Origin of the sequence: Mesorhizobium sp. M1066 (assembly GCF_040318635.1) — a bacterium.
Lineage (GTDB): Bacteria > Pseudomonadota > Alphaproteobacteria > Rhizobiales > Rhizobiaceae > Mesorhizobium.
The window spans coordinates 109,281-134,774 of record NZ_JAMYMR010000004.1 but is presented as its reverse complement, the minus strand read 5'-3'; the positions used below and the strand labels follow the sequence as shown (position 1 = coordinate 134,774).

23 protein-coding genes and 2 tRNA genes are annotated in these 25,494 nt (G+C 62.5%); 15 read left to right on the top strand and 10 right to left on the bottom strand.

Going from position 1 to position 25,494, the window contains the following annotated elements; all coding sequences use genetic code 11:
• Nucleotides 1-9: 9 nt before the first annotated feature.
• A complete protein-coding gene (locus tag NKH52_RS08430; protein WP_352729471.1) occupies nucleotides 10-294 on the bottom strand; it encodes a hypothetical protein in 285 nt (94 codons plus the stop codon).
• On the opposite strand from NKH52_RS08430, the gene tyrS reads away from it, so the two are divergent.
• Nucleotides 281-1,534, top strand: coding sequence for a tyrosine--tRNA ligase (tyrS, locus tag NKH52_RS08425; RefSeq protein ID WP_352729469.1), 1,254 nt, complete (start codon nucleotides 281-283; stop codon nucleotides 1,532-1,534). The genes NKH52_RS08430 and tyrS overlap by 14 nt on opposite strands.
• A 6-nt stretch (nucleotides 1,535-1,540) precedes the next feature.
• Here tyrS and NKH52_RS08420 read toward each other — a convergent pair whose 3' ends face one another.
• On the bottom strand, nucleotides 1,541-4,921 hold the full coding sequence (locus tag NKH52_RS08420) for a hypothetical protein (RefSeq protein ID WP_352729467.1): 3,381 nt from the start codon (nucleotides 4,919-4,921) through the stop codon (nucleotides 1,541-1,543).
• A 95-nt stretch (nucleotides 4,922-5,016) separates the two neighbouring features.
• On the opposite strand from NKH52_RS08420, the gene NKH52_RS08415 reads away from it, so the two are divergent.
• Both NKH52_RS08415 and NKH52_RS08410 read left to right on the top strand, forming a co-directional pair.
• Complete coding sequence (locus NKH52_RS08415) at nucleotides 5,017-5,484, top strand: peroxiredoxin (protein WP_352729465.1); 468 nt, start codon at nucleotides 5,017-5,019, stop codon at nucleotides 5,482-5,484.
• Nucleotides 5,485-5,634: 150 nt separating this feature from the next.
• Entirely contained in the window at nucleotides 5,635-6,939 is a 1,305-nt protein-coding gene (locus NKH52_RS08410; protein WP_352729463.1) for a M23 family metallopeptidase, read from the top strand.
• A gap of 49 nt (nucleotides 6,940-6,988) precedes the next feature.
• Here NKH52_RS08410 and NKH52_RS08405 read toward each other — a convergent pair whose 3' ends face one another.
• Complete coding sequence (locus NKH52_RS08405; protein WP_352729461.1) at nucleotides 6,989-8,218, bottom strand: M20 metallopeptidase family protein; 1,230 nt, start codon at nucleotides 8,216-8,218, stop codon at nucleotides 6,989-6,991.
• A complete protein-coding gene (locus tag NKH52_RS08400; RefSeq protein WP_352729459.1) occupies nucleotides 8,205-9,383 on the bottom strand; it encodes a M24 family metallopeptidase in 1,179 nt (392 codons plus the stop codon). Before NKH52_RS08400 ends, NKH52_RS08405 begins: the two co-directional genes overlap by 14 nt.
• A 223-nt stretch (nucleotides 9,384-9,606) precedes the next feature.
• Here NKH52_RS08400 and NKH52_RS08395 point away from each other — a divergent pair, with 223 nt between their 5' ends.
• The 5 genes from NKH52_RS08395 to NKH52_RS08375 all read left to right on the top strand — a co-directional run bounded on the left by NKH52_RS08395 (nucleotide 9,607) and on the right by NKH52_RS08375 (nucleotide 14,534).
• Nucleotides 9,607-10,773: an ROK family transcriptional regulator gene (locus NKH52_RS08395; protein ID WP_352729457.1), complete on the top strand. Its 1,167-nt coding sequence runs from the start codon at nucleotides 9,607-9,609 to the stop codon at nucleotides 10,771-10,773.
• Nucleotides 10,770-11,534: an ATP-binding cassette domain-containing protein gene (locus NKH52_RS08390; RefSeq protein WP_352440129.1), complete on the top strand. Its 765-nt coding sequence runs from the start codon at nucleotides 10,770-10,772 to the stop codon at nucleotides 11,532-11,534. Before NKH52_RS08395 ends, NKH52_RS08390 begins: the two co-directional genes overlap by 4 nt.
• A gap of 38 nt (nucleotides 11,535-11,572) precedes the next feature.
• Nucleotides 11,573-12,613 (top strand): sugar ABC transporter substrate-binding protein, encoded by a 1,041-nt coding sequence (locus tag NKH52_RS08385; RefSeq protein WP_127381265.1) that lies wholly within the window; start codon nucleotides 11,573-11,575, stop codon nucleotides 12,611-12,613.
• Nucleotides 12,614-12,754: 141 nt separating this feature from the next.
• Nucleotides 12,755-13,750, top strand: a complete 996-nt coding sequence (locus NKH52_RS08380) for an ABC transporter permease (RefSeq protein WP_013532177.1) — start codon at nucleotides 12,755-12,757, stop codon at nucleotides 13,748-13,750.
• A gap of 13 nt (nucleotides 13,751-13,763) precedes the next feature.
• Nucleotides 13,764-14,534 (top strand): SDR family oxidoreductase, encoded by a 771-nt coding sequence (locus NKH52_RS08375; protein WP_023810299.1) that lies wholly within the window; start codon nucleotides 13,764-13,766, stop codon nucleotides 14,532-14,534.
• 27 nt (nucleotides 14,535-14,561) lie between these two features.
• Here NKH52_RS08375 and NKH52_RS08370 read toward each other — a convergent pair whose 3' ends face one another.
• Nucleotides 14,562-16,040, bottom strand: coding sequence for a ComEC/Rec2 family competence protein (locus NKH52_RS08370; RefSeq protein WP_352729456.1), 1,479 nt, complete (start codon nucleotides 16,038-16,040; stop codon nucleotides 14,562-14,564).
• A gap of 125 nt (nucleotides 16,041-16,165) precedes the next feature.
• Between NKH52_RS08370 and NKH52_RS08365 the strand changes: the two genes are divergently transcribed.
• Nucleotides 16,166-16,336, top strand: coding sequence for a hypothetical protein (locus NKH52_RS08365; protein ID WP_352729454.1), 171 nt, complete (start codon nucleotides 16,166-16,168; stop codon nucleotides 16,334-16,336).
• Nucleotides 16,337-16,418: 82 nt separating this feature from the next.
• On the opposite strand, the gene NKH52_RS08360 is transcribed toward NKH52_RS08365, so the two are convergent.
• Nucleotides 16,419-16,494 (bottom strand) — tRNA-Val (locus NKH52_RS08360).
• Nucleotides 16,495-16,710: 216 nt separating this feature from the next.
• Between NKH52_RS08360 and NKH52_RS08355 the strand changes: the two genes are divergently transcribed.
• Nucleotides 16,711-16,787: transfer RNA gene (locus tag NKH52_RS08355), tRNA-Asp, on the top strand.
• 164 nt (nucleotides 16,788-16,951) lie between these two features.
• On the opposite strand, the gene NKH52_RS08350 is transcribed toward NKH52_RS08355, so the two are convergent.
• Nucleotides 16,952-17,149, bottom strand: a complete 198-nt coding sequence (locus NKH52_RS08350; RefSeq protein ID WP_352729452.1) for a hypothetical protein — start codon at nucleotides 17,147-17,149, stop codon at nucleotides 16,952-16,954.
• Between NKH52_RS08350 and NKH52_RS08345 the strand changes: the two genes are divergently transcribed.
• Both NKH52_RS08345 and NKH52_RS08340 read left to right on the top strand, forming a co-directional pair.
• The gene (locus tag NKH52_RS08345) at nucleotides 17,148-17,708 is read left to right on the top strand and encodes a polysaccharide biosynthesis C-terminal domain-containing protein (protein ID WP_352729450.1); all 561 of its coding nucleotides are present in this window, start codon (nucleotides 17,148-17,150) and stop codon (nucleotides 17,706-17,708) included. The genes NKH52_RS08350 and NKH52_RS08345 overlap by 2 nt on opposite strands.
• The gene (locus NKH52_RS08340) at nucleotides 17,702-18,823 is read left to right on the top strand and encodes a glycosyltransferase family 2 protein (RefSeq protein WP_352729448.1); all 1,122 of its coding nucleotides are present in this window, start codon (nucleotides 17,702-17,704) and stop codon (nucleotides 18,821-18,823) included. Before NKH52_RS08345 ends, NKH52_RS08340 begins: the two co-directional genes overlap by 7 nt.
• 4 nt (nucleotides 18,824-18,827) lie before the next feature.
• Here the strand turns inward: NKH52_RS08340 and rbsK are convergent, their stop codons facing one another.
• Genes rbsK through NKH52_RS08325 form a run of 3 tightly spaced genes read right to left on the bottom strand, consistent with a single transcriptional unit; the run spans nucleotide 18,828 to nucleotide 21,342 of the window.
• Nucleotides 18,828-19,805, bottom strand: coding sequence for a ribokinase (gene rbsK / locus NKH52_RS08335; protein WP_352729446.1), 978 nt, complete (start codon nucleotides 19,803-19,805; stop codon nucleotides 18,828-18,830).
• 4 nt (nucleotides 19,806-19,809) lie between these two features.
• On the bottom strand, nucleotides 19,810-20,262 hold the full coding sequence (locus tag NKH52_RS08330) for an RbsD/FucU family protein (protein ID WP_352729445.1): 453 nt from the start codon (nucleotides 20,260-20,262) through the stop codon (nucleotides 19,810-19,812).
• Nucleotides 20,263-20,283: 21 nt separating this feature from the next.
• Entirely contained in the window at nucleotides 20,284-21,342 is a 1,059-nt protein-coding gene (locus tag NKH52_RS08325; RefSeq protein ID WP_127288682.1) for an ABC transporter ATP-binding protein, read from the bottom strand.
• 289 nt (nucleotides 21,343-21,631) lie between these two features.
• Between NKH52_RS08325 and NKH52_RS08320 the strand changes: the two genes are divergently transcribed.
• The 3 genes from NKH52_RS08320 (at nucleotide 21,632) to NKH52_RS08310 (ending at nucleotide 25,430) form a co-directional block, all read left to right on the top strand.
• A complete protein-coding gene (locus tag NKH52_RS08320; protein WP_127288684.1) occupies nucleotides 21,632-23,296 on the top strand; it encodes an ABC transporter substrate-binding protein in 1,665 nt (554 codons plus the stop codon).
• Between the two features lie 88 nt (nucleotides 23,297-23,384).
• Entirely contained in the window at nucleotides 23,385-24,506 is a 1,122-nt protein-coding gene (locus NKH52_RS08315; RefSeq protein ID WP_127288686.1) for a carbohydrate ABC transporter permease, read from the top strand.
• Between the two features lie 6 nt (nucleotides 24,507-24,512).
• A complete protein-coding gene (locus NKH52_RS08310; RefSeq protein WP_023810291.1) occupies nucleotides 24,513-25,430 on the top strand; it encodes a carbohydrate ABC transporter permease in 918 nt (305 codons plus the stop codon).
• The last annotated feature ends 64 nt before the right edge of the window (nucleotides 25,431-25,494 follow it).

Below are 25,494 nucleotides of genomic sequence, written 5' to 3'. Positions count from 1 at the left end.
GGCGCCTCATTACGCCAGCCCAAACGACGAAGCAAGGATTCGCAAACGCCATCCGCGCGGGCAACAAAACAGGAAACCACTTTTGCTGATCGCTGGACCTTTGTCTGGCGCGCGATCAGTCGCAAAACCGGAAACCACTTTTGCTGATCGCTGGACCTTTGTCTGGCGCGCGATCAGACGCAAAACCGGAAACCACTTTTGCTGATCGCGCTTGGATGCTAAACGCCCGCGTTCATACACGTCCGAGCCACGCTGGCCGGGCGCTTTCGGGAAAGAAACAATGTCCGCCTTCAAATCCGATTTCCTGCGCACGATGAGCGAGCGCGGTTTCATCCACCAGACTTCGGATGATGCCGGCCTCGACGCTATCTTCGCCAAAGAGACGGTGACCGCCTATATCGGCTTCGACGCCACCGCCAAGAGCCTGCACGCCGGCTCGCTGATCCAGATCATGATGCTGCACTGGCTCCAGCAGACGGGTCATCGGCCGATCGCGCTGATGGGCGGCGGCACCTCGATGATCGGCGACCCGTCCTTCAAGGACGAGGCGCGCAAGCTTTTGACCCCGCAGGACATCGAAGATAATCTAGCCGGCATCCGCCGCAACTTCATGCCCTACCTCAAATTCGGCAGCGGTCCGAACGACGCCATCATGGTCAACAATGCCGACTGGCTGATGGAGATCAACTACGTCAATTTCCTGCGCGACGTCGGCCGTCACTTTTCCGTCAACCGCATGCTGGCGTTCGATTCCGTCAAGCTGCGGCTCGATCGCGAGCAGTCGCTGTCGTTCCTCGAATTCAACTACATGATCCTGCAGGCCTATGATTTCGTCGAGCTCTACAAGCGTCTCGGCTGCCGCCTGCAGATGGGCGGCTCCGACCAGTGGGGCAACATCATCAACGGTATCGATCTCGGCCGCCGCATGGAGGATGCGCAGCTCTATGCGCTGACGACGCCGCTGCTCACCACCTCGTCGGGCGCCAAGATGGGCAAGTCGGCTTCGGGCGCGGTCTGGCTCGATGCGGAGATCCTGAGCCCCTACGAATTCTGGCAGTATTGGCGCAACACCGAGGATGCCGATGTCGCCCGCTTCCTGAAGCTCTACACGACGCTGCCGCTGGACGAGGTGGCGCGGCTCGAACGGCTCGGCGGATCCGAGATCAATGAGGCCAAGAAGATCCTCGCCACCGAGATCACCGCCCTGCTGCACGGCCGTGCAGCCGCCGAGCAAGCCAGCGATACGGCGCGCAAGACGTTCGAGGAAGGCGCGCTCGCGGAGTCGCTGCCGACCGTCGAGGTCGACAAGACAGCGCTCGAAACCGGCGTCGGCATCCTGTCGCTGCTGGTCACCGCCGGACTGGCGGCGTCGAACGGCGAAGCGCGGCGGCATGTGCAGGGCGGTGCCGTGCGCCTGAACGACGAGCCTGTCAGCGACGAGCGCCGGCTGGTGACCTCGAAGGATTTGAGTCCGGAAAACGTCGTAAAGCTTTCTTTGGGAAAGAAAAAACACATTCTGATACGACCTGCCTGAACTCGATCACCGGTACTCGAAGATCGACCTGAATATTCCAGGCGCGATCACCGACAGCGGGTTGATGTCCAGCAGCGGCTTGTTGGCATTGCCCTTGAGCCGGTAGGTAACGCCGATCAGGCCGCGGTCGCGACCATTGCCGAGCAGCGCGCCAACGATGGGCAATTCGCCGAAGATGCGATTGAGGCCATAGACCGGCATGAATGTGCCGGTCATGTCCATGTTGTTGTTCTGGTCGTAGAGCGTGCCCTGGAACGTCGTCCCGATGCGCGGTCCGCGCAGCACGCCATTGGCCAGTTTCAGATAGCCGCTGCCCTTGTCGATCTCGGCGTAGCCGCGTTCGAACTTCACCCGCGATGTGTCCAGCTTGCCCTTGACCGCCTGATTGAGGCTGCGGTTGTCGCCGGCCGGCGTGGTCGAGACGATGGAGGCGAGTTTCGGTTCGTTGACGACGAAAAAGTTGCTGGTGTCGACCTTGCCCTTGAGCGATCCGTCGCTCGGCCCGGCCAGTGCGAGCGTGATCGCGCCGCCTTCCATGTGCTCGTAGATGTTGAGGAATCTCAGGATGGCGCCGGCGTCCGCGGACTGCATGTTGAGCGCGCGCCGGCCGGCGCCAGTGGTGTTGCTGATCGATATGGCGGCGCCTGAACTTGCCGTGGCGCTGACCTTCAGCCCGTTCACCCGCGAGCCGGCCGCGCTGTAGTCGAGCTTCAGATTGGACAATTGCTCGTCGTGGAAACCGGTCAGCCGGTCGACATCGGCGCTGACGGAAATGGCGTCGGAACCGGTGGTCTTGGTCGCCGTGTCGACGTCCGAGGTGAACTGCTTGATGAGCGAGCGGGCATCGAGCGCGTTGCCCGATATGTCGACCGCATAGCCCTTGCCGGACCGCTTCACCGACACGGCAACGTCGTCGCCCCTGTTCAAGGTGACCTTGCTGAACCGCGCCGACGACAAGGCGCCATTGACGAGCACGATGCTGCCGTCGACGGAGAACGTCTTTCCGTCGAGATCAAAATCGGACAACGTCGTGGTGTCGCCGGACTTGGTCATGACGAAGGTGACATTGGCGGGGACCCCTGCCCCCTTGCTCCAACCCGCCCAGGGAATGTCCAGCCTGGCGTTGGTCAGATCGGCCGAGACATTCTGATCGCCGCTGCCGTTCTTGTCGATCGCCACCTTCACCGTTCCGGCAAGCAGCGGCTTCAGGCCGGGCATGGCGGCGGCGCGGATTTTGTCGTCAAGCACCAGAGCCACCTTGCGGCTGCGCGCCGGCCCGTCATCCCTGAGCGGCTCTACCAGATCGAGTTCGGCCGGAATGCCGTTCAGCAATGCCTTGGCGGAGATCACCGCCTTCTCCGGATCGACCGTGATCGAACCGTCGGCATCCGTCACGATCTGGCCCTCGAAGGGCTTGGCCAAGGACATGCCGCTGTAGTCGAGCGACACCAGCCAATCGAGCTTTGAGGAGTCGACACCGGACTGCAGCGGAATATCCGCCTTGACGTGGCCGGTGACGCTGCCCGACAGGTCCTCCGGCAGGATGCCGACATGGCGCATGGCGTTGATCGGCTCGTAGGATGCGAGTTCGGCAACGGCAGATGCGTCGCCGTCGACATCGATGTCGAGCGCGCCGACGACCGGCGGGCGGTTGGCCGCCTTGACCGTCAGCGTGCCGTTGCTGGCCGCCACGGTGCGGCCGCTGGGCATGTAGACGGTGCCCGAGGATAGGGAGATATCGACATCGTTGCCGTGGAAACCGACGACGCCGACCGCGTCGCGTATCGGCGGGATGCGGCCAGCGGTGTCGAATCGCGATCCCTCGATCTGGAAGCGGCCGAACACCTCATCGGCCGAAAGCGGCACGCCGTTGCCGAGCCGGCCCGGCACCACCTGGAACTGAAGGTTGGCGTCGACGACACGGCCGCCGAACAGATTGGCCAGCACCCACAGCCGGGCATTGCGCGCCGAAAACCACGGCCACAGCTGCTTGACGTGAGAGACCTGCATGTCGTGGATGTTGAACGCCAGATTGATCCCCGGCACTTTGCCGTCGACGAACGCCACGGCAGCGGTGCCAAGCACCTCGCCGGAGCCGGCGGACCGAAGCGCGATCTGCTCGGCGATCAGTTTGTGGCTCACCGTATTGTAGACCCCGGCAATCCGGGCGAGGAAGGTGAGCGCCGGCTCGGGCGACTCCGAAGGCGCAAGCGACGACCCGTCGCTGGTCAGGTCGTAGCGATAGGAGGGTTCTTCACCCACCGCTCCGCTTGCCGGCTTCGGCCCGATCGACCCGGCGAAATCGAATGTCGAGCGGCCGGTATTCAGCAGCAATCTGTCGACCTGGATCTTGTTGCTGCCCGCAACCAGCGTCGCATTGATATCGATGTCCGCCGGCAGCAGTCCTCGCGTGCCGAGATCGAGGACAGAACCCGTAGACGACAAAGCGGCCGTCAGCCGCGATGCGTTCGCCCCGAACCCTTCCGATCCCGTCAGCTTCAGCGCGACGGTTCCCAGCTTGCCGGCAGCGGCCGCCATGTCGCCGGTATCGGCCAGATCGACGCTCGCATCCAGTGCCGTGACGCGGTGCGCCGCGATATCGCGGGAGGCGGAAGCGGCAACGGTAGCCGTCCTGCCGTCGATATCCGCCGTGGACGAGAACTGCATGCCGCCCGGGCCTGACTGCACGACGGTGGCGTCGGTGATCTTGACGAGCTTGATCGCTCCGGTTTCGGGCAGCACGAATTCGACATTGCGAAGGTCGATCCGGCGCAGCGAATCCTCCCGCACGGCATCGAGTGCGTGGTTGATGTTTCCGAACACCGCGGCGGACAGCTTCTCCGGATCGATGAGGCCGTCCGCATTGCGCAGGCCGGCGGTCCAGTCGCCGCCTGACGGCATCGCCGCCACGACGATGCGGGCATCCGAGATCCTGGCGCTGGTCAGCCGCACATCTCCCCACAGCAGCGGGAACAGACGCACGCCGAAGCGCACGCGGCCGGCATCGGCCATCGGCTTGCCGTCCGATGTCTTCAAGCTGACGTCGCTGACCTGGAGCGCGATGAAACTCGAACCGTCGAGCGTGATGCGGGCAGGCCCGACCGCGACATTGACATCGACGCCCGCCAGTTTCTCGAGCGCCGTTTCCGCCTCGGTGCGAAGCCGGTCGGCTCCGATGCCGGAGGCGCCAACCAGATAAACGAGCATGGCGGCCAGCAGCACGAAAGCGACCAGACCGGCGAACAGTCGCGACAGAATGCGAAAACCGCGTCCGATCGACGCCTGACCGAGCGGCGGCACACGGCAGGCGGACGGAAAGGTCCCCAGGTCGGTGATCTCATCACGCCTGAACCGGATCTTCTCGTGCTGCGGTCGCTCCTGATCCACGCAATTTTCCGTTGTACGAACTCGATCGTGGACGAATCCCCGTCCGACACTATATCGGTGTGGCTTCGCGCGTAACCTCAAACAAGGGCATCGGTATGGCTGACCTCGACGTAGGCGATCTCGCGCCGCAATTCGACCTGCCGCGGGACGGCGGCGGATCAGTCAGCCTTGCCGCATCGTCCGGCAAGCCCATCGTGCTCTATTTCTATCCTCAGGACGACACAACAAGCTGCACGCAGGAGGCGATCAGCTTCTCGCAGCTGAAGCCGGACTTCGAGAAGGCCGGCGCCGTGGTGATCGGCCTGTCGCCCGACCCCGTCAAGAAGCATGACAAGTTCAAGTCGAAATACAATCTCACCATCGACCTAGCCGCCGACGAGGAGCGCAAGGTGATCGAGGCCTACCATCTGTGGGTCGAGAAATCGATGTATGGCCGCAAGTATATGGGGGTCGAGCGCGCGACGTTCCTGATCGGCCGCGACGGGCGGATCGCTGGGATTTGGCGCAAGGTCCGCGTCAAGGGCCATGCGGAAGAGGTGCTCGAGGCCGTTCGTGCGCTTTGAGATTTGCCGGCGATGCCGGCCCGGTTTACCTTACAACCTTGCGCACGCCTGGCGGGCAATCACTGCGGACAAGCCGGCGCTGCAAGCCTTTGTTAACCTTAATAATGTGTAGTCAAGCTGTCGTGGTGTCGTAAACGAAAGCTTGGTCCCGTGAACGCAACCGGTCAGTCCGCAGTCTTCGGCAGGCGTAAGGAGCCCCATACGGTCATCATCGCCCGGGGCAACGAGATCAGGCATTTCACGATCCGGCCGTGGCTGGCGGCCTTTATCGGCTCGGCGCTGGCCGCCATTGCCATAGGTTACCTCATGGCCACCTCCTATCTCGTGCTGCGCGACGATTTGATCGGCGCCACCACGGCGCGCCAAGCGCGCATGCAACAAGCCTATGAAGATCGAATTTCGGCGCTTCGCGCCCAGGTCGACCGCATCACCAGCCGGCAGTTACTCGACCAGCAGCTGATGGAAACCAAGGTCAGCGAACTGCTTGAACGGCAGAGCCAGCTGAGCCAGCGTCACGGCCGCCTTGGCCCGCTGCTCGAACGCGCCGAGAGCGAAGCCGGCGCAGCGCCGGCCGAAGATCCGGCAGCGGTTGCGAAGCCGGACAAACGCGCCGAAGTGACCGGCAGCATCAAGGAGCCCGCGACGAATTATGCGGTCGCCAGCCTGAGCGCCGATCCCGGCGCCGGCGACACAAGGCCGTTCTCGCTGTGGTCGACCCGCTCCGATCCGCTGCCTAGCGATTCAGCCGCCGATCGTGCCGACAAGCTCTTCGTCTCGATCAACCAATCGCTGAGATCCATCGAGAGCGATCAACTGACCCGCATCAGCACGCTTGCCGACAATGCCTACAAGAGCGCCGATGCCATCACCCAGGCGCTCGAGGCGGCCGGACTGCCCGTCGACAGCGACTTCGGCAAGGGCGACAGCGATGTCGGCGGACCGCTCATTCCGGTCGACAGTTCGATGATGTTCGACAGCAAGGTCAAGGAGTTGGACGAAGCGCTTGACGCCCTCGACCATCTCAAGAAGGAAGCGCGCCAGCTGCCGCTGACCAACCCCGCGCCGGGCCACTCCGTCACCAGCCCGTTCGGCGTGCGCACCGACCCGATCCTCGGCACCGCGGCACTGCATTCCGGCATGGATTTCAGGGCGCCGATCGGCATGGCCGCCAAGGTCACCGCGCCCGGCACCGTCACCAAGGCCGGCTGGAACGGCGGCTATGGCCGCATGGTGGAAGTCGACCACGGCAATGGCTTTGCGACACGTTACGGGCATCTCAGCGAGATCGACGTCACCGTCGGTGAGAAACTGGACGCCGGCGCCGTCATCGGCAAGACCGGCAGCAGCGGCCGCTCGACCGGCCCGCATCTGCACTACGAAGTCCGCCACAATGGCGAAGCGATCGATCCCTTGCGCTTCCTCACGGTCGGCAAGAAGGTCGCCCAGTATCTGTAAGCGATCCTGGGCTCCTGTCCCATGCGCCGATGACCATCATGATGGCTGACTAAGGCGCTTCCATCGACAGAAACGCCGTCGCTGCCGCAACCAGGGTGGCCGCGCCGACCTTCAGCGCGGCCTCGTCGACACGAAACCGGGCATGGTGGAGCGGAAACACCGATCCGATCTCCTCGTTGCGGATTCCCAGCCGAAAATAGACCGACGGGCGTTTCTCGCTGTAGTAGCCAAAGTCGTCCGCGATCGTCCATCCGGGCGTGTTGAGGACGTTGTCGGCACCGATGCAGGCCTTGGCGCTGGCGGCAATCAGTTCAGTCATCTCGACGTCGTTAACGACACCCGGTTCGCCCTTGTGGATGTCGACCTCGACACGCGCGCCGTGGCTTGTCGCTACCCCATCGGCTATCGTACGAATGCGGCGCCAGGCCCGCTCGCGGGTGGCGTCGCTGCCGCTGCGGATGGTGCCTTTCAACGTGACCCTGCCGGCGGTGATATTGTAGGCGTTGCCGCCGTTGATGGCCGTCACGGAGATCACCAGCGGATCGTAGGGGTCGATCTCGCGTGAAACGATCTTCTGCAATTCGCTCACCAGGGAGCAAGCCACGGCCAACGCATCGACACCCTCATGCGGTTTTGCCGCGTGCGACGCCGAGCCGATGACGGCCACATCGAACGTGTCGCAGGCCAGAGTGTAGGGACCGGAGCCGACGGCGATCTTGCCGGTCGGTGTGTACGGATCGACGTGGACGCAGATGGCGGCGTCGATATCGTCGAGAAGCCCCTCTTCCACCACCCGCCTGCCGCCCGACGGTTCGTCCTCCTCCGACGGCTGGAAGATCAGGCGAACGGTACCGCCAAAACTCTCCCGCGACTGGTGAAGATGCGCGGCGACCGCGAAAGCCATCGATGCATGGGCGTCGTGACCGCAGGCATGCATCACGCCTGGATTCGTCGATGCATACTCGACGCCGGACTCCTCCTCGATCGGCAAGGCATCGATGTCGGCGCGAATGGCGATCTTTCGATTCGACGGCTTGCCGGTGCCGACAATATCGACGGCAAGGCCAAAGCCGGCGACGTCGCGAATGTCGGCAATTCCCTGATCCACCAGCATCTGCCTGAGATAGCGCTGCGTGCCGGCCTCCTGGTTCGAAAGCTCGGGATTGCGGTGCAGATGGCGGCGGACCTCGATCATCCGATCGAGAATTCCGGCGGCGATATCAGTCGTCACGGTTTTCGCAACACCATCCGCCGTGGCCGAACCCTCAGGATTTGACATGGATCTCTCGCGGGAACTTCGTCAGGGTCTCATGGCCGGTTTCGGTGACCAGGATGGTCTCGCTGATCTCGATGCCCCAGCCGTCCATCCACATGCCGAGGATGGAATGAACGACGTTGCCCGGTTCAAGCACGGTCTTGTCGCCCGGCCTGAGGCTGATCGTATGCTCGCCCCAGTCCGGCGGATAGGCGACCCCGATGGAGTAGCCGATGCGCGATTCCTTCTTCAGTCCATGGCGCTGGATGACCTTGCGCCAGGCGGCTTCGACGGCTTCGGCTGACGTTCCCGGCCTGACCGCGTCGAGCACCGCGTCCATGCCCTCGATCACCGCTTTTGCCGTGTCGGAAACATTTGTCGGCGTCTTGCCAAGCTGCATGGTCCTGGCGAGGCCTGCGGCATAGCGGCGGCAGACCCCGGCAAGTTCCAGCGCGATCGTCTCGTTTTCTCCGAACCGCCTGTCGCTCCACATGATGTGCGGCGCCGAGGCATTCTCGCCACCGAGGATCGTCGGCGGAAGCGCGGTGATGTCGCCGGCAAAATCCGGGCTGCCCGCTATCTGCGCCGCCTGGATGGCGGCGATAGCATCGCACTCGCGAACACCTGGCGCGATCACCTCGAAGGCCCGCGTGACGGCCGCTTCGGCCAGGGTCGATGCCTTGCGCAAATAGGCGATCTCGGGCGCTGATTTGACTGCGCGGATCCAGTTCACCAGCAGGTCGGCATCATGCCATTTCGCATTGGGAAGTCCGGCGACAAGCCGGGCGTGCGCCTTGGGGGAGAAATAATAGGCTTCGAGTTCGATGCCGATATGTCTGCTCCCCCAGCCCTTGGCGACGATCCAGCTCGCGATCCAGTCCATGGGATGGCGATCGACGCGCTGAACATGATCTTCCGGAAAGCCGACCACGTTTTCCGGTTTCATCCAGGCGGTCAGAAGACCGCCGGCCGCATCCATGGCGCGCCCGATCCAGACCGGCTCGACCTCCTCGATTGGAACCAGCACCACCTGCGGCGTGTAGAACGACCAGCCGTCATAGCCGGTGATGTAATGCTGGTTGGCAACGTCGTTGACGACAAGGAGCTCGAGATCGCGCTTCGCCATCTCGGTGCGGATCTTGCGAAGCCGCTGTTGGTACTCGTCGCGGGCAAACGGCAATTCAATCATCTTTGCTCCATGCTTTGTCAGATCAACGGTCGCGGGGTTCGCTCACCATTGAAGAGGTTTCACCATGGCGGCAATCGGCCAGGACGACGCGTGGGCAGGTCCTGGACCGAATACGCCCTCCACGGCCTTCCCTTGGAAAACCTCGCCATGAGTTTATTTTTGAATTCCATTTGACTGAATAAATAAGCGATGCGAAGCTACTCTCTCCTAAGGGGCGCAAGGCATGGCACTGCGGGGGACCAATCAGGAGTTCGGGCGGCCGTACAACCGGCGCATCGTGCTCGAGTCCATCCGCCTTCACGGCCCGATCGCGCGCGGCGAGATCGCCCGGCGCGTCGGCCTCACCGTCCAGACCGTATCGACCATCGTTCGCGAACTGGAAGATCAGGGCTACATCCTGTCGCTGCGCGAAGAGCCGAAGGGGCGCGGCCTGCCGCCGGCAACGCTGCGGATCAACCCCGAGGGCGGCTATGCCGTCGGCATCCACATCACTCCGCTTGGTATCAGCGCCGCCTTGATCAATCTGAGCGGCGACGTGATCGAGAGCATCTACCGCGAGGCGCCGAACGCGATGCCGGACCATGCCTTCGAGCTGATCGGGGCGATGGTGGTGGAATTGACCAGACTGCGGGCTGGCGGACGGGTGCTGGGCGTCGGCATGGCCCTGCCTGGCCCATTCGACGTGGAGTCCATGAGTTTCGTGGGGCCGACCACCATGACCGGCTGGAAGGATGTGGCGCTGCGCGAACGGCTGGCGGCCTCCACCGGATTGCCGGCCTTCTTTGAAACCGATATGGCCGCGGCCGCCATGGGCGAGCGCCTCTACGGCCTCGGCGCCCAGTTTTCCGAATATTACTATCTCTATTTCGGTGTCGGCCTTGGCGGCGTCATGGTTCATGACGGCAGCGCCTTGCGCGGCGCCTGGGGAAATGCCGGCGAGATCGGGCACATTCCCGTCATTCCGGGTGGCGAGGCTTGCCCGTGCGGCAACAGCGGCTGTCTCGAAAGATATTTGTCGCTCGAGGCGCTCCGGCGCTGGAACGGCAGCGAGGCGGATTGGGTCGCCGAAGTCGCGCCGATCTTTCACAACGCCGTCGCCGTCATCGAGAACCTGTTCGACCCGGAGACGGTCATCCTCGGCGGGCTGGCGTCCACCGACCTGCTCGAAATGCTGGCTGGTTCAGCCGGAGGCCTGCACAACTCCGTCTCGGCTCGCAAGGACCGCACCACGCCCAGGGTTGTGGTCGCACGCGGCGGGCAGCATTCCGTGCTGCGCGGCGCCGCCGCCCTTGCGGTTTCCGGGGTGCTGTCACCCCGCTTCGGGCAGATGTTCGCGGCCGAACGCGAACGCGAGCGCGACCTTCTCAAAGGCAGGGAGATTGCGGCATGAGTGAACCCCTGCTGGTGCTCGACAACGTCACCAAGAACTATGGCGCGATCGAAGCGCTCAAGGGCATCAGCTTCTCGATCGGCAAGGGCGAGGTCGTGGCGCTGCTGGGCGACAACGGCGCCGGCAAATCGACGCTGGTCAAGATTATCGCCGGCGGACTGGAGCCGACCTCCGGCCGAATGCTGTTCGAGGGCAAGGAGTTCCTTGCCCGGTCGCCCGCAGAGGCCAAGGCAGCCGGCATCGAGACCGTCTACCAGGACCTGTCGCTGTGCACCAATGTCGACGTGGTCGCCAATTTCTTCATGGGCCGCGAAATCACCAGGAAGGTTTTTGGCATTCCCGTGCTCGACGAGCGCGCCATGGAAGCCGTCGTCGGAAAGGCGCTGGCCAGTGCCGGCACCCGCATTCCCTCGCTGCGCGCCAATGTCGAGCACCTTTCGGGCGGCCAGCGGCAAGCCATCGAGCTCAACCGGTTCGTGCATTGGGGCGGCAAGCTGGTGCTGCTCGACGAACCGTTCGCAGCGCTTGGCGTCGAACAGACGCGGCGCGGTCTCGACATGATCCGCCAGGTGGCGAACCAGGGCATCGGCGTCGTCATCATCACCCATATCATGCAGCAGGCCTTCCAGGTCGCCGACCGGATCGTGGTGATCCGGCAAGGCGTTGTGGCCGGCGATGTCGCGCGCAACAAAACAAGTCCCGATGCGGTGATCAACATGATCACCGGTGAAACGCTTGCCGGTGCCGGACCGACAGGCTGAGGGACAAAGAGGGGTCCGGCTTAAGAGGAGCGAACGACATGAAGCGAATACTTCTTGCTGTCTTCGGTATCCTTGCACTGGCCTTTGCCACGCTCACGCCGGCATTCGCCCAGTCCAAGGGTATCGTCTACTATATGGTGCCGACCCTGCTGGACGAGTTTCAGACCGGCTCGGTGAGCGCGCTGGAACTGTTCCTGAAGCAGACCGGCTACGAGATGAAGACGCTGAACGCCGACAACAAGACCGACGCCCAGCAATCGCAGATGAACGATGTCATCGCGCTGAAGCCGGCGGCCATCATCCTGGCGGCAGTTGACTTCAATGCCCTGAAACCGTCGATCGAGGCAGCCCGCGCCGCCGGCATCCCGGTGGTCGAGTTCGACCGCCAGATCACCTCGACGCCATCCGACTTCACCTCTGTCGCCGGAACGGTCGAGATCGGCTACGTCGCCGCCGACCAGGCCGAGAAGCTGCTGAAGGCAAAGCACGGTTCGGTGAAGGGCAAGGTCCTGCAGGTGCTCGGCGATCCGGGCGACCCCTATACGCTCGACATCCAGAAGGGCTTCGAGGAGAAGATGAAGGCGTTTCCGGACGTCAAGATCATCTCGCTTCCGGCCATGCAATGGGAGGCCAGCAATGCCGGCACAATCGTTGCCGACCAGATGCTGGCGAACCCCGACATCGACCTGATCTTCAGCCATGCCGCTCACCTTTCGGTCGCCGCCGTCGCCTCGCTCGAGGCGGCCGGCAAGAAGCCGGGCGACGTTATGCTGATGAGCTCGAACGGCGCGCCGGTCGGCCTCGACCTGATCCGCAAGGGCTGGCTCAACGCCGAAATCGAGCAGCCGCTCTACGCGCAGGCCGCGGCTGTCGCCATGTTCATGGACAAGATCGTCAAGAAGCAAGAGATCAAGCCCGGTGAATACGACGTGCTCGGCTTGAAATCGACCGTGACCAAGGAAGCCTGGGGTCCGAACATCAAGATCCCCGGTGCCGCCATCACCAAGGAAAACGTCGACAATCCGGCCTTCTGGGGCAACCAGAAGCCACCGACGGACACCGTCAAGTCGGTCGAATAGTCATTGAAAGCGCTCCGGGCCGTAACGGCCCGGAGCCTGCCCCTTCACACCGCCGCGTCCGAAAGGCCGTGGCGAATTTGAATCCGCGCCTTAACCCGACGAAATCGAGTTGATTTCGCGGGGCGCCAACCGGATCAGCCCATGAACCCGCGCACACGCAAAGCCCTGGAGTTCGTACTCGACAACCTCGTCTGGTTCATGCTGCTGTTCGTGCTGGTGGTCTTCTCCATCTTCGTCCCGAACTACTTTCAGCTCGGCATTTTCGCCAACATCATCGAGGCTTCCAGCGTGCTCGGCGTCATGTCGATCGGCCTGGCGCTGGTGATCATCGCCGGCCACATGGATCTGTCGGTCGAATCCGTCGCAGCGCTCAGCGCCATGGCGGTCGGCATCCTGTTTTGCTCGTCGGGCATCGGCATGGGCGTGCAGCTGCATCCCGAATGGCTGATGGTTCCGGTTTCGCTGCTGCTGGCGCTGGCAGTCGGTGGCCTCATCGGCGCCTTCAACGGCTATCTGGTGGTCAAGGTGAAGATGAGCGCCTTCATCATCACGCTGGCGTCCTACATCTGGGTGCGCGGCCTCGTGCTGGTCGTGTCGGGCGGCCGCTCGGCGCAGGACCTGGCGCCGGCCATCCGCTGGTTCGGCATCCAGCGCCTGGTCGGCCTGCCGCTCACCGCCTGGATCGCGGTTGGCTGTTTCGTGGTCTTTTCGCTGATCATGGCCAAGACGCCGTTCGGCCGGCATCTGGTGATGATCGGCGGCAACGAGACGGCGACGTTCCGCGCCGGCATCCGGGTGAACCGCAATCTCATCATCGCCTTCGTTCTCGCCGGCGCCATTGCCGGCCTTGCCGGCTGGCTGCTGGCGATCCGCACGTCGGGCGCCACCGCCAATCTCGGCGTCGGCCTGCTGTTCAACGCGTTCGCCGCGGTCGTCATCGGCGGGGTCAGCCTGAAAGGCGGTGTCGGCACCCTCCCCGGCGTCTATGCCGGCGTGCTTTTGCTCTCGGCCATCAACACGGCGATCAATTTGATGGGCCTGCCGGCCAATTTCACCCAGGTCATCCACGGCCTGCTGGTGCTGGCGGCCGTGCTGCTCGACGCCTTCAAGCAAACCATTCGCCAAAGACTCGCATGACAGGACGGCTCGCATGACCAATCGGTTACAAGACAAGGTAGCGCTGATCATCGGCAGCGCCCGCGGCATCGGCAAGGGCATCGCGCTACGCTTTGCCGAGGAAGGCGCGAGGCTGGTGCTCGCCGACACCGAGGTCGAGGCCGGGCAAGCCACCGCTGGCGAGTTGGGCGTCCCCTTCATCCGCACCGACATCTCGCAAATGAGCGACGCCGAGGCCGCCGTGGCGCTGGCGCTCAAACTCCATGGCCGCCTCGACGTCATCGTGCAGAATGCCGGCATCTATCCCTGGCAGCTGATCGAGAACACCAGCACTGATGACTGGGACCGCGTCATGGCGGTCAATCTGCGCGGCACCTTCAATGCCAGCCGCGCGGCCCTGGTGCCGATGAAGGCGCAAGGCTTCGGCCGCATGCTCTACACCTCGTCCATTACCGGCCCGCATGTCACCAGCCCGGGCCATGGCCACTATTCGGCCAGCAAGGCCGGCATCAACGGCTTCATCCGCGCCGCGGCACTGGAATTCTCCGGCTACGGCATCACCGTCAACGGCGTCGAGCCCGGCAACATCCTGACCGAAGCCATCGAGCTGCATCGCGGCGCGGCTTACATCAAGAACATGGAGGACTCCATTCCGCTCGGCCGCCTCGGCAGCCCGCGCGACGTGGCCAATGCCTTCCTGTTCCTCGCCTCCGACGATGCCAGCTATATCACCGGCACCACCATCGTCGTCGACGGCGGGCAGTTGCTGCCGGAGGGCAATGACTTCCGGCTCCTGCCGCCTTGATCACAACACGCTCTCAATCGACTTGATTCAGGTTCCAAGCTTGGGTGCACTGCGCTTTGTGACGGCCGAAGCAAACTTGACGTCGCCGGTTGGCGAGACCGAGAACCGGTACGCTTCGTTCATGAATTTCTTCCCTGAATGGGTGAATGCCAGGACGCGCTCGCCGTCGGTTCGAACGTGCGCAATGCCGAAATTCGTTCGCTCGAACGCGAAGACCTTGTCCGTCGGCTTCTGTGGGTCGACGACGTATCCGAGGGTTTTGAAAAAGGCCGCCAGTTCGGTGCAGAATATCACGGCTGGGGTCGTTCTGGAGGCTTTGCCCAGTGCTGCCATCAGCGTGGCGCGAGGATGAATGTACTCTTTGGCTTCGCTTTCGTCGCCGGACGAAATCAGCGACACCACTGCGCCAATTTCCTTCAGCAGCTCCATGTCAAAGTCGGCAGAACCGTGGTGTGGCGCCTTCAACACCTCGGCCCGAAGAGCGGCGGACGGCATCGCTTCGCGCATCCTTTGGCTGGCCTGTTGGTTCAGGTCTCCGGTGAAAAAGAACCGCACATTGCCGAATCTCAGGCGGAAGTTGATCGAATGGCCATTGATCGTGTGGGAGGCGGAAAGACTGCCCTGTTTCGTGGCAGGGTTAGTTCCCAGCATCAGATTCGCGTCGTCCGGTGGCGCGCGCAAGAAGCGAAGTGCAGGGTTGCCTGACACCGACTCGACGATTGGCCCAAGCAGTTCCACCTGGATCCCTTCCCCGGACAGGAAATCGAAGGCTCCAACGGCCAGATGATCCAGCCGACGTTTCTCGATCGGACTCCCCGTCACCTGTTGTACCCGCGGCTCCCAGGCGGAAAAGGTTTCGACCCAGGCGTCAAACTTGGAGTTGCGTTCTCCCTTGGGAACCGATGCCTGATCGTCGACCAGGCCGGTGATGAAGGTATCCGAGCCGACCTTTGTCGTCGGCCCGAACATCTCGCCCTCCGGGCGTTTCTTTCCGGAACTATCGTTGGACGTCCGTTTGACAATACCGTTGTGATATATGCGCTTTGGCGCGACAAAAATGCGCTTTCCCACGCGCGCATCGGTTTCCGATTTTCGCAGTTCGCTCAAACCTTCAAAGTGATCTGCGTCCCCGTGGGTTATCAAAATGAGTTCCACGACCAGCGGATCCGCTTCGCTTGTCCCGGGAAACCGAGCATTCGCATGCCGGGCAAAGAGCTGATTATCGCCGCCGTCGATAAAGACCACTCTTCCTTCCGGCGTTTCCAAGATCAAACCATCGCCTTGCTGCACGTCAACCATCGACAGCCGAAGGATCCCACTATTCCGCATGGCGGTTCGGGCATCTATAATGCCTTCATCGATCTTTCCACGGGCGCCGTGAATCGCAACCCGCAGCGTCTTCGGCGTTGACGACAGAATCTCACACTTGTCGCCCCAATAATATTGCGCCTCCGTGTTGTTATCCCGCCTCAAATTTACAATGTCGTCATCCAGGTAGTTGAACAAAGCTCCCTCCCCAATTGATTACTCCCGATCAGCTTCCAGACGAACCGAACTCTCATAAGTTGCACAGAACACAAACGCATCTCAAGGGTTATTTATCGGATGCTAATCAACGGAGGTGCTTGCGAATGGTCGACAACATCAGAACCAGTCATATTTATCAACGGGCTCATGCTTTGGCGGAGGGCGGTGTCCACCCAGCCGAGATCGTGGCCACATTGCTGGCCGAGGGTTATCCGGAAGCTGCCGAGCTGTTGAACTCCAAAAAACATCCATGCCGACCTGCGCCGGGTTTGTGATGCAGCGGCTGATGGACGGCCAGCCACTCCATACCGTGGGCTTCGCCACTGACGCGGCAGTGGATGGATGATGTGATTGGAATGGTGGGCGATGACGGGCTCGAACCGCCGACATCTTCGGTGTAAACGAAGCGCTCTACCAACTGAGCTAATCGCCCGCTCCGGGCCGGACCTTTAAGCGGTCGGCACCGGCTTCGCAAGGCCAAATGAGCGCAGGACGCCCTGGTTGCATGCCGGTTTTGCCAACAAAACGCCGGCTGTCAAAAAACCTTCTCCTGTTTGCTGTTATGCTGTCCTGTCGCGCTTGACACCCGGTGGCGAACCCCTTATCCAGCGCCCCAACGACGAACACGGCTGACACGTGTTCGCCATGCGCGGGTGTAGCTCAGTTGGTTAGAGTGCCGGCCTGTCACGCCGGAGGTCGCGGGTTCGAGCCCCGTCACTCGCGCCATTTCTCCCAAGGGTATCAAGTCCTTGGCTTCGGAGAAATGTCGACATTAATTGTCAAAAATCTTCTTGGATGAGGCAACTCGGATTGTCTCGTATCTGAGTTGAATCTCCCAAGCATGGACGCAAGAACGCCTCGGCATTGACGACGTCACGCTCTGGTCGCGTTCACCGGCGCAAAGCAAGGCGCCGCCCAATCTTGTCGGTGGCCCCCCGCTGCGCGCCTGTCTCCGCTCCCATCGAAGCTACAACGTGCCCAAAAAAGTCATCATGGCTGCACGTACCTGTTAGCCCGATCAGGACATCCATCGAAAATTGTGAGAAGAAGGTCGGGCTAAGACGGTCAAAAACGGAAGCTTTGTTCATGAGCGATCACCCCAGCCTGAATCTTCTGGAGACAACACTTGCCGCCGCCAAGCAGGATCAACGGACTCTGGACGAGCAGCGGCAAAGCACTACGCCGCTTGTGGACGGCATGTCTTTTTTCGACAGCATCCGGCACAATGACGACCGCGGCAGCGTCACCGAGATCTATGACCCGCGCTGGGGTTGGCATGCCGACCCGCTGGTCTTTTCCTACATGTTCACAATTCGCCCTGGCGTGGTGAAAGGGTGGGGCCTGCACAAGCTGCATGAGGACCGCTATTTTGTGATCAGCGGCGAGATGGAACTGGTCCTTTATGACCCCCGCCCCGAATCCAGCACATATGGCAAGGTTTCGAAGGTTTACCTCTCCGGCAATCATCCACGTCTAGTCAACATTCCGAAATTTGTCTGGCATGCCGACAGAAACATCGGAACATCCGATTTGGTCGCCATCAATTTCCCGACGATACAATACGACCACGCAAATCCCGATAAGTACCGCCTGCCGATCGATACCGATCTCATCCCCCATGATTTCGGCAGCGCGAAGGGATGGTGAGCAAGCCCCGCTTTTCCATCCTCATGCCGACGCACTCGCGCGTGGATGTCATCGGTGTGGCTATCCAATCGGTGCTGGACCAGACCGTCGATGATTTTGAATTGCTGGTCGTCGGCGACGGCTGCGCGGCCGGCACGGCCGAGGTGGTCGAAGCCTTCCATGACAGCCGCATTCGTTTCTTCGATCTCCCCAAGGCGCCGAACTTCGGCTACGCGAACCGCAACATCGTGCTGCGTGAGGCACGCGGCGAGTTGATTGGCTTTGCCGCCGATGACGACCTCCTGTTTCCGGATCATTTTGAGATCCTGGCGGATGGCCTCAAAACTGGAGCTGCCATCGCGTACAGTCAGGCGCTGTGGGTTTCCACCGATGGCATCGCAGCCCCCTTCCTGACCAATCTGGACCTGGCCGACGAGTTCAGGGTGTTCACTGAGGTCGGCAACACGATACCCGCCAGTTGCTTCCTGTATCGGGCCGATTGCCTGCCGTCGCGAGATGTCTGGCCCGAAGACGTCGCATCGGCCGGGGACTGGCAATTGTGGCGGCGAATCATGCGCGAGAATCCGCGAAACCCCTTCACCTATTGCCGCGTTCCAACCGTCCTGCATTTCAGCGCCGCATGGAAAAAATCACGGCACTCCGCAGTATCCCAACTCGCCACACTGCTTGATATCGCCGACAGAGCCGGCTGGTGGCCTTCGGCCTTGCGAGTCTGGATACCGAACGCCAGCAAGGAACAATCCGAATACTCGCGCCTCATGCGCGTTGATCCCAGGGCCTGGAGCGAGCAGATGCGCCGTGCCGTCGGGGATCTGGTAGCGCGCCTTGCCTGGGAGGATGTGCAGACGATCCGACCGATGCTTGCAGGCGCTGAAGCCGAGAAGGCGACATTGCATTCTGAAATCTCAAGGTTGCGCAGTGAGCTTGAGGCGGCTCACCAAAGCAGCGTCGGGCTGCAGAGCGCCGCTTCGGATGCCAGGAACGAGAAGGACGAGATCGAACAAAGGTTGCAAGCGTGCCAGCTGCAAGTCGCGGCCTTGCATCAGTCCAGAAGCTGGCGCTTCACAGGCCCGCTGCGCAATATCTCCACAAGCTTGCGTTCGAAAAAACCATAGGGCCTCAAGAACTGGCCGGAGGCGGCGTCAGCGGCCAGTCAGCCAAGCCGATCTGATCCCCAGCCAGCAGCGCCTCGACCTCCCGAAGCGTCGGCATTGACGGCGCGGTCCCTGGCCGGGTCACCGAAATGCCAGCGACGGCGCAGGCGAAGCGCACCGCCTGCAGCGGCTCCACGCCTCGCGACAGTGCTGCGGCCAGGCCGCCATTGAAGGCATCGCCTGCCCCCGTGGTTTCGGCCACCGGCCCGGCACTGACGGCTGGAACATGGTCGGAGCGGGTCTTCGAGTGCAAAAGCGCGCCCTTGTCGCCCAGCGTGACGATGACCGTGCCGACGCCCTTTTCAAGCAGCTTGTCCGCAGCGGCTCGCGCCTCTTCGACCGAGGACACCTTCATCCCGGTCAGTTCCTCCGTCTCGGTCTCGTTGGGTGTGAGGTAGTCGCACAGCGTGTAGATGCGGTCGGGAAGCTTTGCCGCCGGGGCCGGGTTGAGGATCGTCGTCACCCCTGCCCCACGCGCGATCTCCAGCGCCCGCATGGCTGCTTCGATCGGCTGTTCGAGTTGGGTGACAAAGACGCCGGCACCGCCGATCAGCCCGGCATTGGCCTCGATATCGGCTGGTGAGATCAGCATCGCGGCACCGGGGCTGACGATGATGGCGTTGTTGCCGGTGGTCTCCTCGACGAAGATGTAGGCGGCACCGGTGTAGCTTTCCGGCGTGTCGATGACGGCATTCTTGACGCCCGCCTGCGCCCAGGTCTGCCTGGCCATGTCGGCGAAGGGATCGACGCCGAGCCGGGTGAGGAAGGTGACGTCGGCGCCGAGCTTGCCGGCGGCCACGGCCTGGTTCGAGCCCTTGCCGCCCGGCCCCAGCGTGAAGGATGTGCCGAGGATGGTTTCGCCCATGCGCGGCTGCCGCTGCGCCCTGTAGGCGGTGTCGGCGACGAACACACCCAGGATGACGACCGGCTTGCTCGAAGCCATGCCGCTACTCCGCATCCGGCGGCACGACGCCCTTGCGGAAGGCGAAGCAGCCATAGAAGCGGCGCTCGCCGGTCTGGATGACACAATAGGCCTGCTTGGCCCGCTCGTAGAAGGCGTAGCGCTCGACCGCGATCATCGGCCAGGACTTGCCCTCGGCGTTGTCGACTTCCTTTTGCACTTCGCTTTGCACGGGCGGAATTTCGCTGGGCTTGCCGACGATTTCCATGCGCGCGGCCGAATCGTCGACGAACGTGTCCAGCGGGTAGAGCGACAGCACCGCCTTGACCACTTGCGCCGCCGAGGCATCGATGCGCAGCACGCGGCCGAGCGCCGTCTGGCGCGCCACCGAATCGGACGGAAAATTGGTGTCGGCGATGATCAGATCATCGCCATGCCCCATTGCCCGCAATGCCTGCAGCACGTCGGCATTGAGCAGCGGGTTGATGCCTTTGAGCATGGTATTCCTCGTGAGTTGGGATCAGAGACGCTTGCCGGTCTCTGCGTCGAAAAGATGGATCTGGTCGAGCCTTGGCTTCAGCTTGAGCGTGTCGCCCGGCTTGAAGTCGTGGCGCTCGCGAAACAGCGCCACCATCTCGCCTTCGCCGAAGCGCAGGAACACCAGCGTTTCCGAGCCGGTCGGCTCGACCACCGAAATCTTCGCCGGCACGCCATCGGGATGGATCTCGAGATGCTCCGGGCGTACGCCATAGACGACCGCCTGGCCGTCCTGCGCGGCATTGCCTGGTGCAATCGGGAACAGCGTGCCAGCGATATCGACACCAGGCTTGTCGCCCTTGCGCATCACTCCTTTGAGCAGATTCATCGAAGGCGAACCGATGAAGCCGGCAACAAACAGGTTGGCCGGTCTGTCGAACAGTTCGAGCGGCGCGCCGACCTGCTCGATGCGGCCGTCGCGCATGACGACGATCTTGTCGGCCATGGTCATGGCTTCGATCTGGTCGTGGGTGACGTAGATTGTGGTGGTCTTAAGCCGCTGGTGCAGTTCCTTGATCTCGGTGCGCATCTGCACACGCAGCTTGGCGTCGAGATTGGACAGCGGCTCGTCGAACAGGAAGACCTGCGGATTGCGCACGATGGCGCGGCCCATGGCCACGCGCTGGCGCTGGCCGCCGGAAAGCTGGCGGGGATAGCGCTTCAGATAGGGATTGAGGTCGAGGATGTCGGCGGCGCGCTTGACCCGCTCGGCGACCACGGCCGGATCGGTTTTCCTGAGCTTGAGCGCAAAGGCCATGTTCTGCTCGACCGTCTTGTGCGGATAGAGCGCATAGTTCTGGAACACCATAGCGATGTCGCGCTTGGCCGGCGGCAGATGATTGACGACGCGGTCGCCAATGGCGATCGTACCGGCGGAGACGGTCTCCAGCCCGGCCACCATCCTGAGCAGGGTGGACTTGCCGCAACCCGAAGGGCCAACCAGCACCACGAACTGTCCGTCTGCGATATCGACGCTGACTTCGTGCAGAACCTTGACCGTTCCAAAGGCCTTGGCCACCTTGCTGATCGCGACTTGCGCCATATCTCCCCCATCGGCTCCATTGGCCGTAGGCGCAGAAGCTAACCAACGCGACCTGCCAGGGCAAGTCGGTCTCTTATAGATAAAAACCCGCTCTCGTTGACACGGCGTTTGGTTGTGAGAATAGTGGCAGGCGCCGGTCAAAATGTTGGTACCCGATCCGCAGGGAATTTCAATCGACGCAGGGTGGGGTCCTGCCTAATTCGTTTCCGAACCGGGGAGCATCGTTGGCGCTCCAGCGTCCGACAGTTGGCCGATTTATTCACACTGAATGTTCTGGGAGGAATAGGCGATGAGAACGGGTCTTTACGACAAACTGGTTCGAGCCGGCGCCACAAGGCGCGATATATTGAAGGGTGCGGCCAGCATGGCCGCGATCGCAGCCGCATCCGGCGCCGGACTTGGCGCCTTGACGCGCCCGGCCTCCGCGGCAAGCGAATTGCGCACAAAAATCCTGCAGATCCCCGGCGTCGGCAAAGGCCAGCCGACGGACGCCGATTTCCAGAAGGTCGGTGAACTCTGCCTGGAGGCGACCAAGGCCAATGTCAAGGAAGGCGAATTCGCCGGCGTCGAGCTGACCTTCATGGGTCTCAACAACCAGAACCTGCACAATGTGCTGTTCCGCGGCTTCCTGAAGCCATGGGAGACCTACACCGGCGCCAAGATCAACTGGATCGACCTGGCGCAGGCCGATTACAACGCCCGCCTGCAGCAGTCGATCGCGACCGGCACCGTCGACTTCGACATCATCGAAATGGGCGCGCCGTTCGAAGGCGATGTCTGCGGCAAGGGCCTGACCTCGGAAATGCCCGACTGGGTCAAGACCCAGATCGATTTCGACGATTTGGTCAGCTATCTGAAGCCGCCGGTCGGCACCTGGGACGGCAAGCAATACCGCGTGACCGTCGACGGTGACGCGCACAACTTCAACTACCGCACCGACGTGTTCGCCGATGCCGACCTCGCCAAGGCCTGGAAGGACGGCGGCGGCGAAGGTGAATGGGGCGTACCGAAGACCTGGCAGCAGGTTCAGGCGGCGACCAAGTTCCTCAAGGGCAAGAAGCTCAAGGACCAGGACGTCTATGGCTATCTCGACGCGCCAAAGCCCTGGGGCGGCTTCGGCTTCTATTTCCTTGGCAGCCGCGCCACCGCTTATGCCAAGCACCCCGACGACAAGGCCTGGCTGTTCGACGCCGACACGATGAAGCCGCGCGTCAACAATCCGGCCTGGGTGCGCGCCATCCAGGACGTCATCGACGCGCTGCCCTCCGAACCCGCCGACCAGATCAACGCCGATCCGAACACGACCGCCTTCCAGCAGTTCCTGGCCGGCACCGGCTCGATGGTCACCTGGTGGGGCGATGTCGGCTCCAACGTCAAGACCAACGACTCTTCCGTCGTCGGCGACGTCACCGGCTTCTCGATCCTGCCTGGCTCGGACGATGTCTATAATGCGAAGACCGGCGCCTGGGACAAACTCGCCAGCGGCCCGAACTATGCGCCCAACTGCGCCTATCTCGGCTGGGGCGTCTATGTCATGGCCCGCGTCGATGCCGACGAAAAGAAGAAGAAGGCGGCATGGTCCGCCGCCGCTCATCTCGGCGGCAAGGACCTGTCGATCTGGACGGCGATGTATCCATCGGGCTTCCAGCCTTACCGCAACTCGCATTTCGACATTCCCGAATGGGTGGCGGCCGGCTACGACGAGGCGTTCATCACCTCCTACCTCAAGTCGGAATCCGACAGCTACAACCATCCGAACGCGGCGATCGAGCCACGCATCCCCGGCATCTTCCAGTACTACAGCGCCGCCGAGGACATCCTGGCCAACACTTTCGCCGGCAAGATGAAGGCGCAGGAAGGCGCCGACGCCATTGCGGCGGCCTGGGAGAAGCTGACCGACCAGATCGGCCGCGACAACCAGATCAAGCTCTACAAAGCTTCGCTCGGCATGTAGGCTGGCCTATGAACCGTGGTCCGGCTGCAACGCCGGACCACTTTAGACCGGCTCCGGCTCCTCGAGAGCCTTCAAACGGGCGAGATTTGTGGCTGACCAGACTTCGACCGCGAACCAGTGGCCGGCAGATGCCGGCCCTTCCGATCTGATCTCTCCAGGCCGCAAACGGTTCGGCTGGGCGCTGATGGCCGTTGCGACGCTTGGCCTGCTGGCGACGATCGTGCTGGAGATCCTCTACAAGGGCAGCGCCGATACGATCGGCTTCGAGACCTGGCGCCCTGTCGTCTATGCCTATGTTCTGTGGGGCGTGGCGATCGGCGTCGGCCAGGTGCTGACGCGCGGCGAGGACGGCCAACGTGCCCTGTTCCTGCTGCCGGCGCTGCTGTTCACCATCGCCATGGTGATCTTCCCGACGCTGTTCGGTTTCTACATCGCGCTCACCGACTGGAACCTCAGTTCCTTCAGTGGCCGCAAATTCAACGGGCTCGACAATTTCTGGCAGATGCTGGCCGATCCCTACTACCGCAACGCGCTGTTCAACATGGTGCTCTATGTGCTGGCGGTGGCGGTCGAATATGTCATTGCCTTCGGCCTGGCGCTGCTCCTCAACGCACAGATCCGGGCGCGAAAATTCTTCCGCGTCGTCTTCCTGATGCCGTTGATGCTGTCGCCGGTCGCGGTGTCGTGGATGATCGGCAAGTCGCTGATGGAATACCGGTTCGGACCGGCCGCAACGCTGGCCCGCCATCTCGGCTGGGAAAATCCGGCCTTCTTCTCCGACCCGATCATCGCGCGCATATCGATCATGATACTGGATGCCTGGACCTTCATTCCGTTCATGATGATCATGCTGCTGGCCGGGCTGCAGGCGATGTCGCGCGAGGTGCTCGAAGCCGCACGCGTCGACGGCGCCAGTGCGTGGCAGACCTTCTGGCAGGTCACTTTTCCGCTGATGCTGCCGGTGTCGGTGACGGCGGTGATCCTGCGCATCATCTTCAAGCTGAAGCTTGCCGACATCATCATTACGGTGACGTCGGGCGGCCCGGGCGGCGCCACCGATTCCGTGTCGAGCTTCATCTACCGCGAATATCGCGACCGTTCGAATGTCGGCTACGGAACCATGCTGGCGATGGCCTATCTGGTGATCATCGTCGTGTTCGTCACGTGGCTGTTGAAATTCGCCAATCGTTTTGTCCGAAATGTGAATTGAGCTGAGATGAGCGTTCAGACCACCGAATATGTCGCCTCAGAGATCCGCTCGCCGGCGAGCTTCCTCGCCAGCCGCGTCTTCATCTATGGGGCGCTGGCCTTCTGGGCGTTCATCTGCCTGTTCCCGATCTACTGGACGATCACGACCTCGTTCAAGACCGCGGTCGACGTCACCCAGGGCCATCTCATCCCCTTCGTCGACTTCCAGCCGGACTGGAAGGGCTGGCGCTCGCTCGGTCTGTCGCCGGACTCGATCTTCCAGACCTCGACGGTGCGCGAGGAGTTCCTCAAGCGCTTCATGAATTCGGTGATCACCTCGGTCGGCGCGTCGAGCCTCGCCATCGTCATCGGCAGCCTCGCCGCCTACGGGCTCACCCGCTATCGCTATCATTTCGCCTGGTTCAGGAACGAGGATATTTCGTTCTTCTTCCTGTCGCAGCTGATCCTGCCGCCGGTGGTGCTGGCGCTGCCTTTCCTGGTGCTCTACCGGGAGGTCGGCCTGCTCGACACGCGCGTCGGGCTGATCCTGCTCTACACGCTGATGGTGCTGCCGATCGTCATCTGGATCATGCGCGACCAGTTCAACTCGATCCCGGTCGAGCTCGAGGAAGCAGCGCTTGTCGACGGGCTGTCGATCTGGGGCGCCTTCTTCCGCATCGTCATGCCGATCGCGCTGCCGGGCATGGTCGCCGCCTTCATCCTGGCGATGGTGCTGTGCTGGAACGAGTATTTCTTCGCCGCCCTTTTGACCTCGACCGACGCCAAGACGATCCCCGTCATGGTGGCAAGCCAGACCGGCTCGCAAGGCATCAACTGGTGGTCGATGGCGGCGCTCGCCACGGCGGCCATCGCGCCGCTCGCCGTCATCGGCATCGCATTGGAGCGCTATCTGATCATGGGCATGACCGCGGGAGCGGTGAAGTAGGGCGAGTGGCGCCAGGCTCCATCACTTCGTCATCCTAGGGCGGAGCAAGCTGCGGTCACGGCAT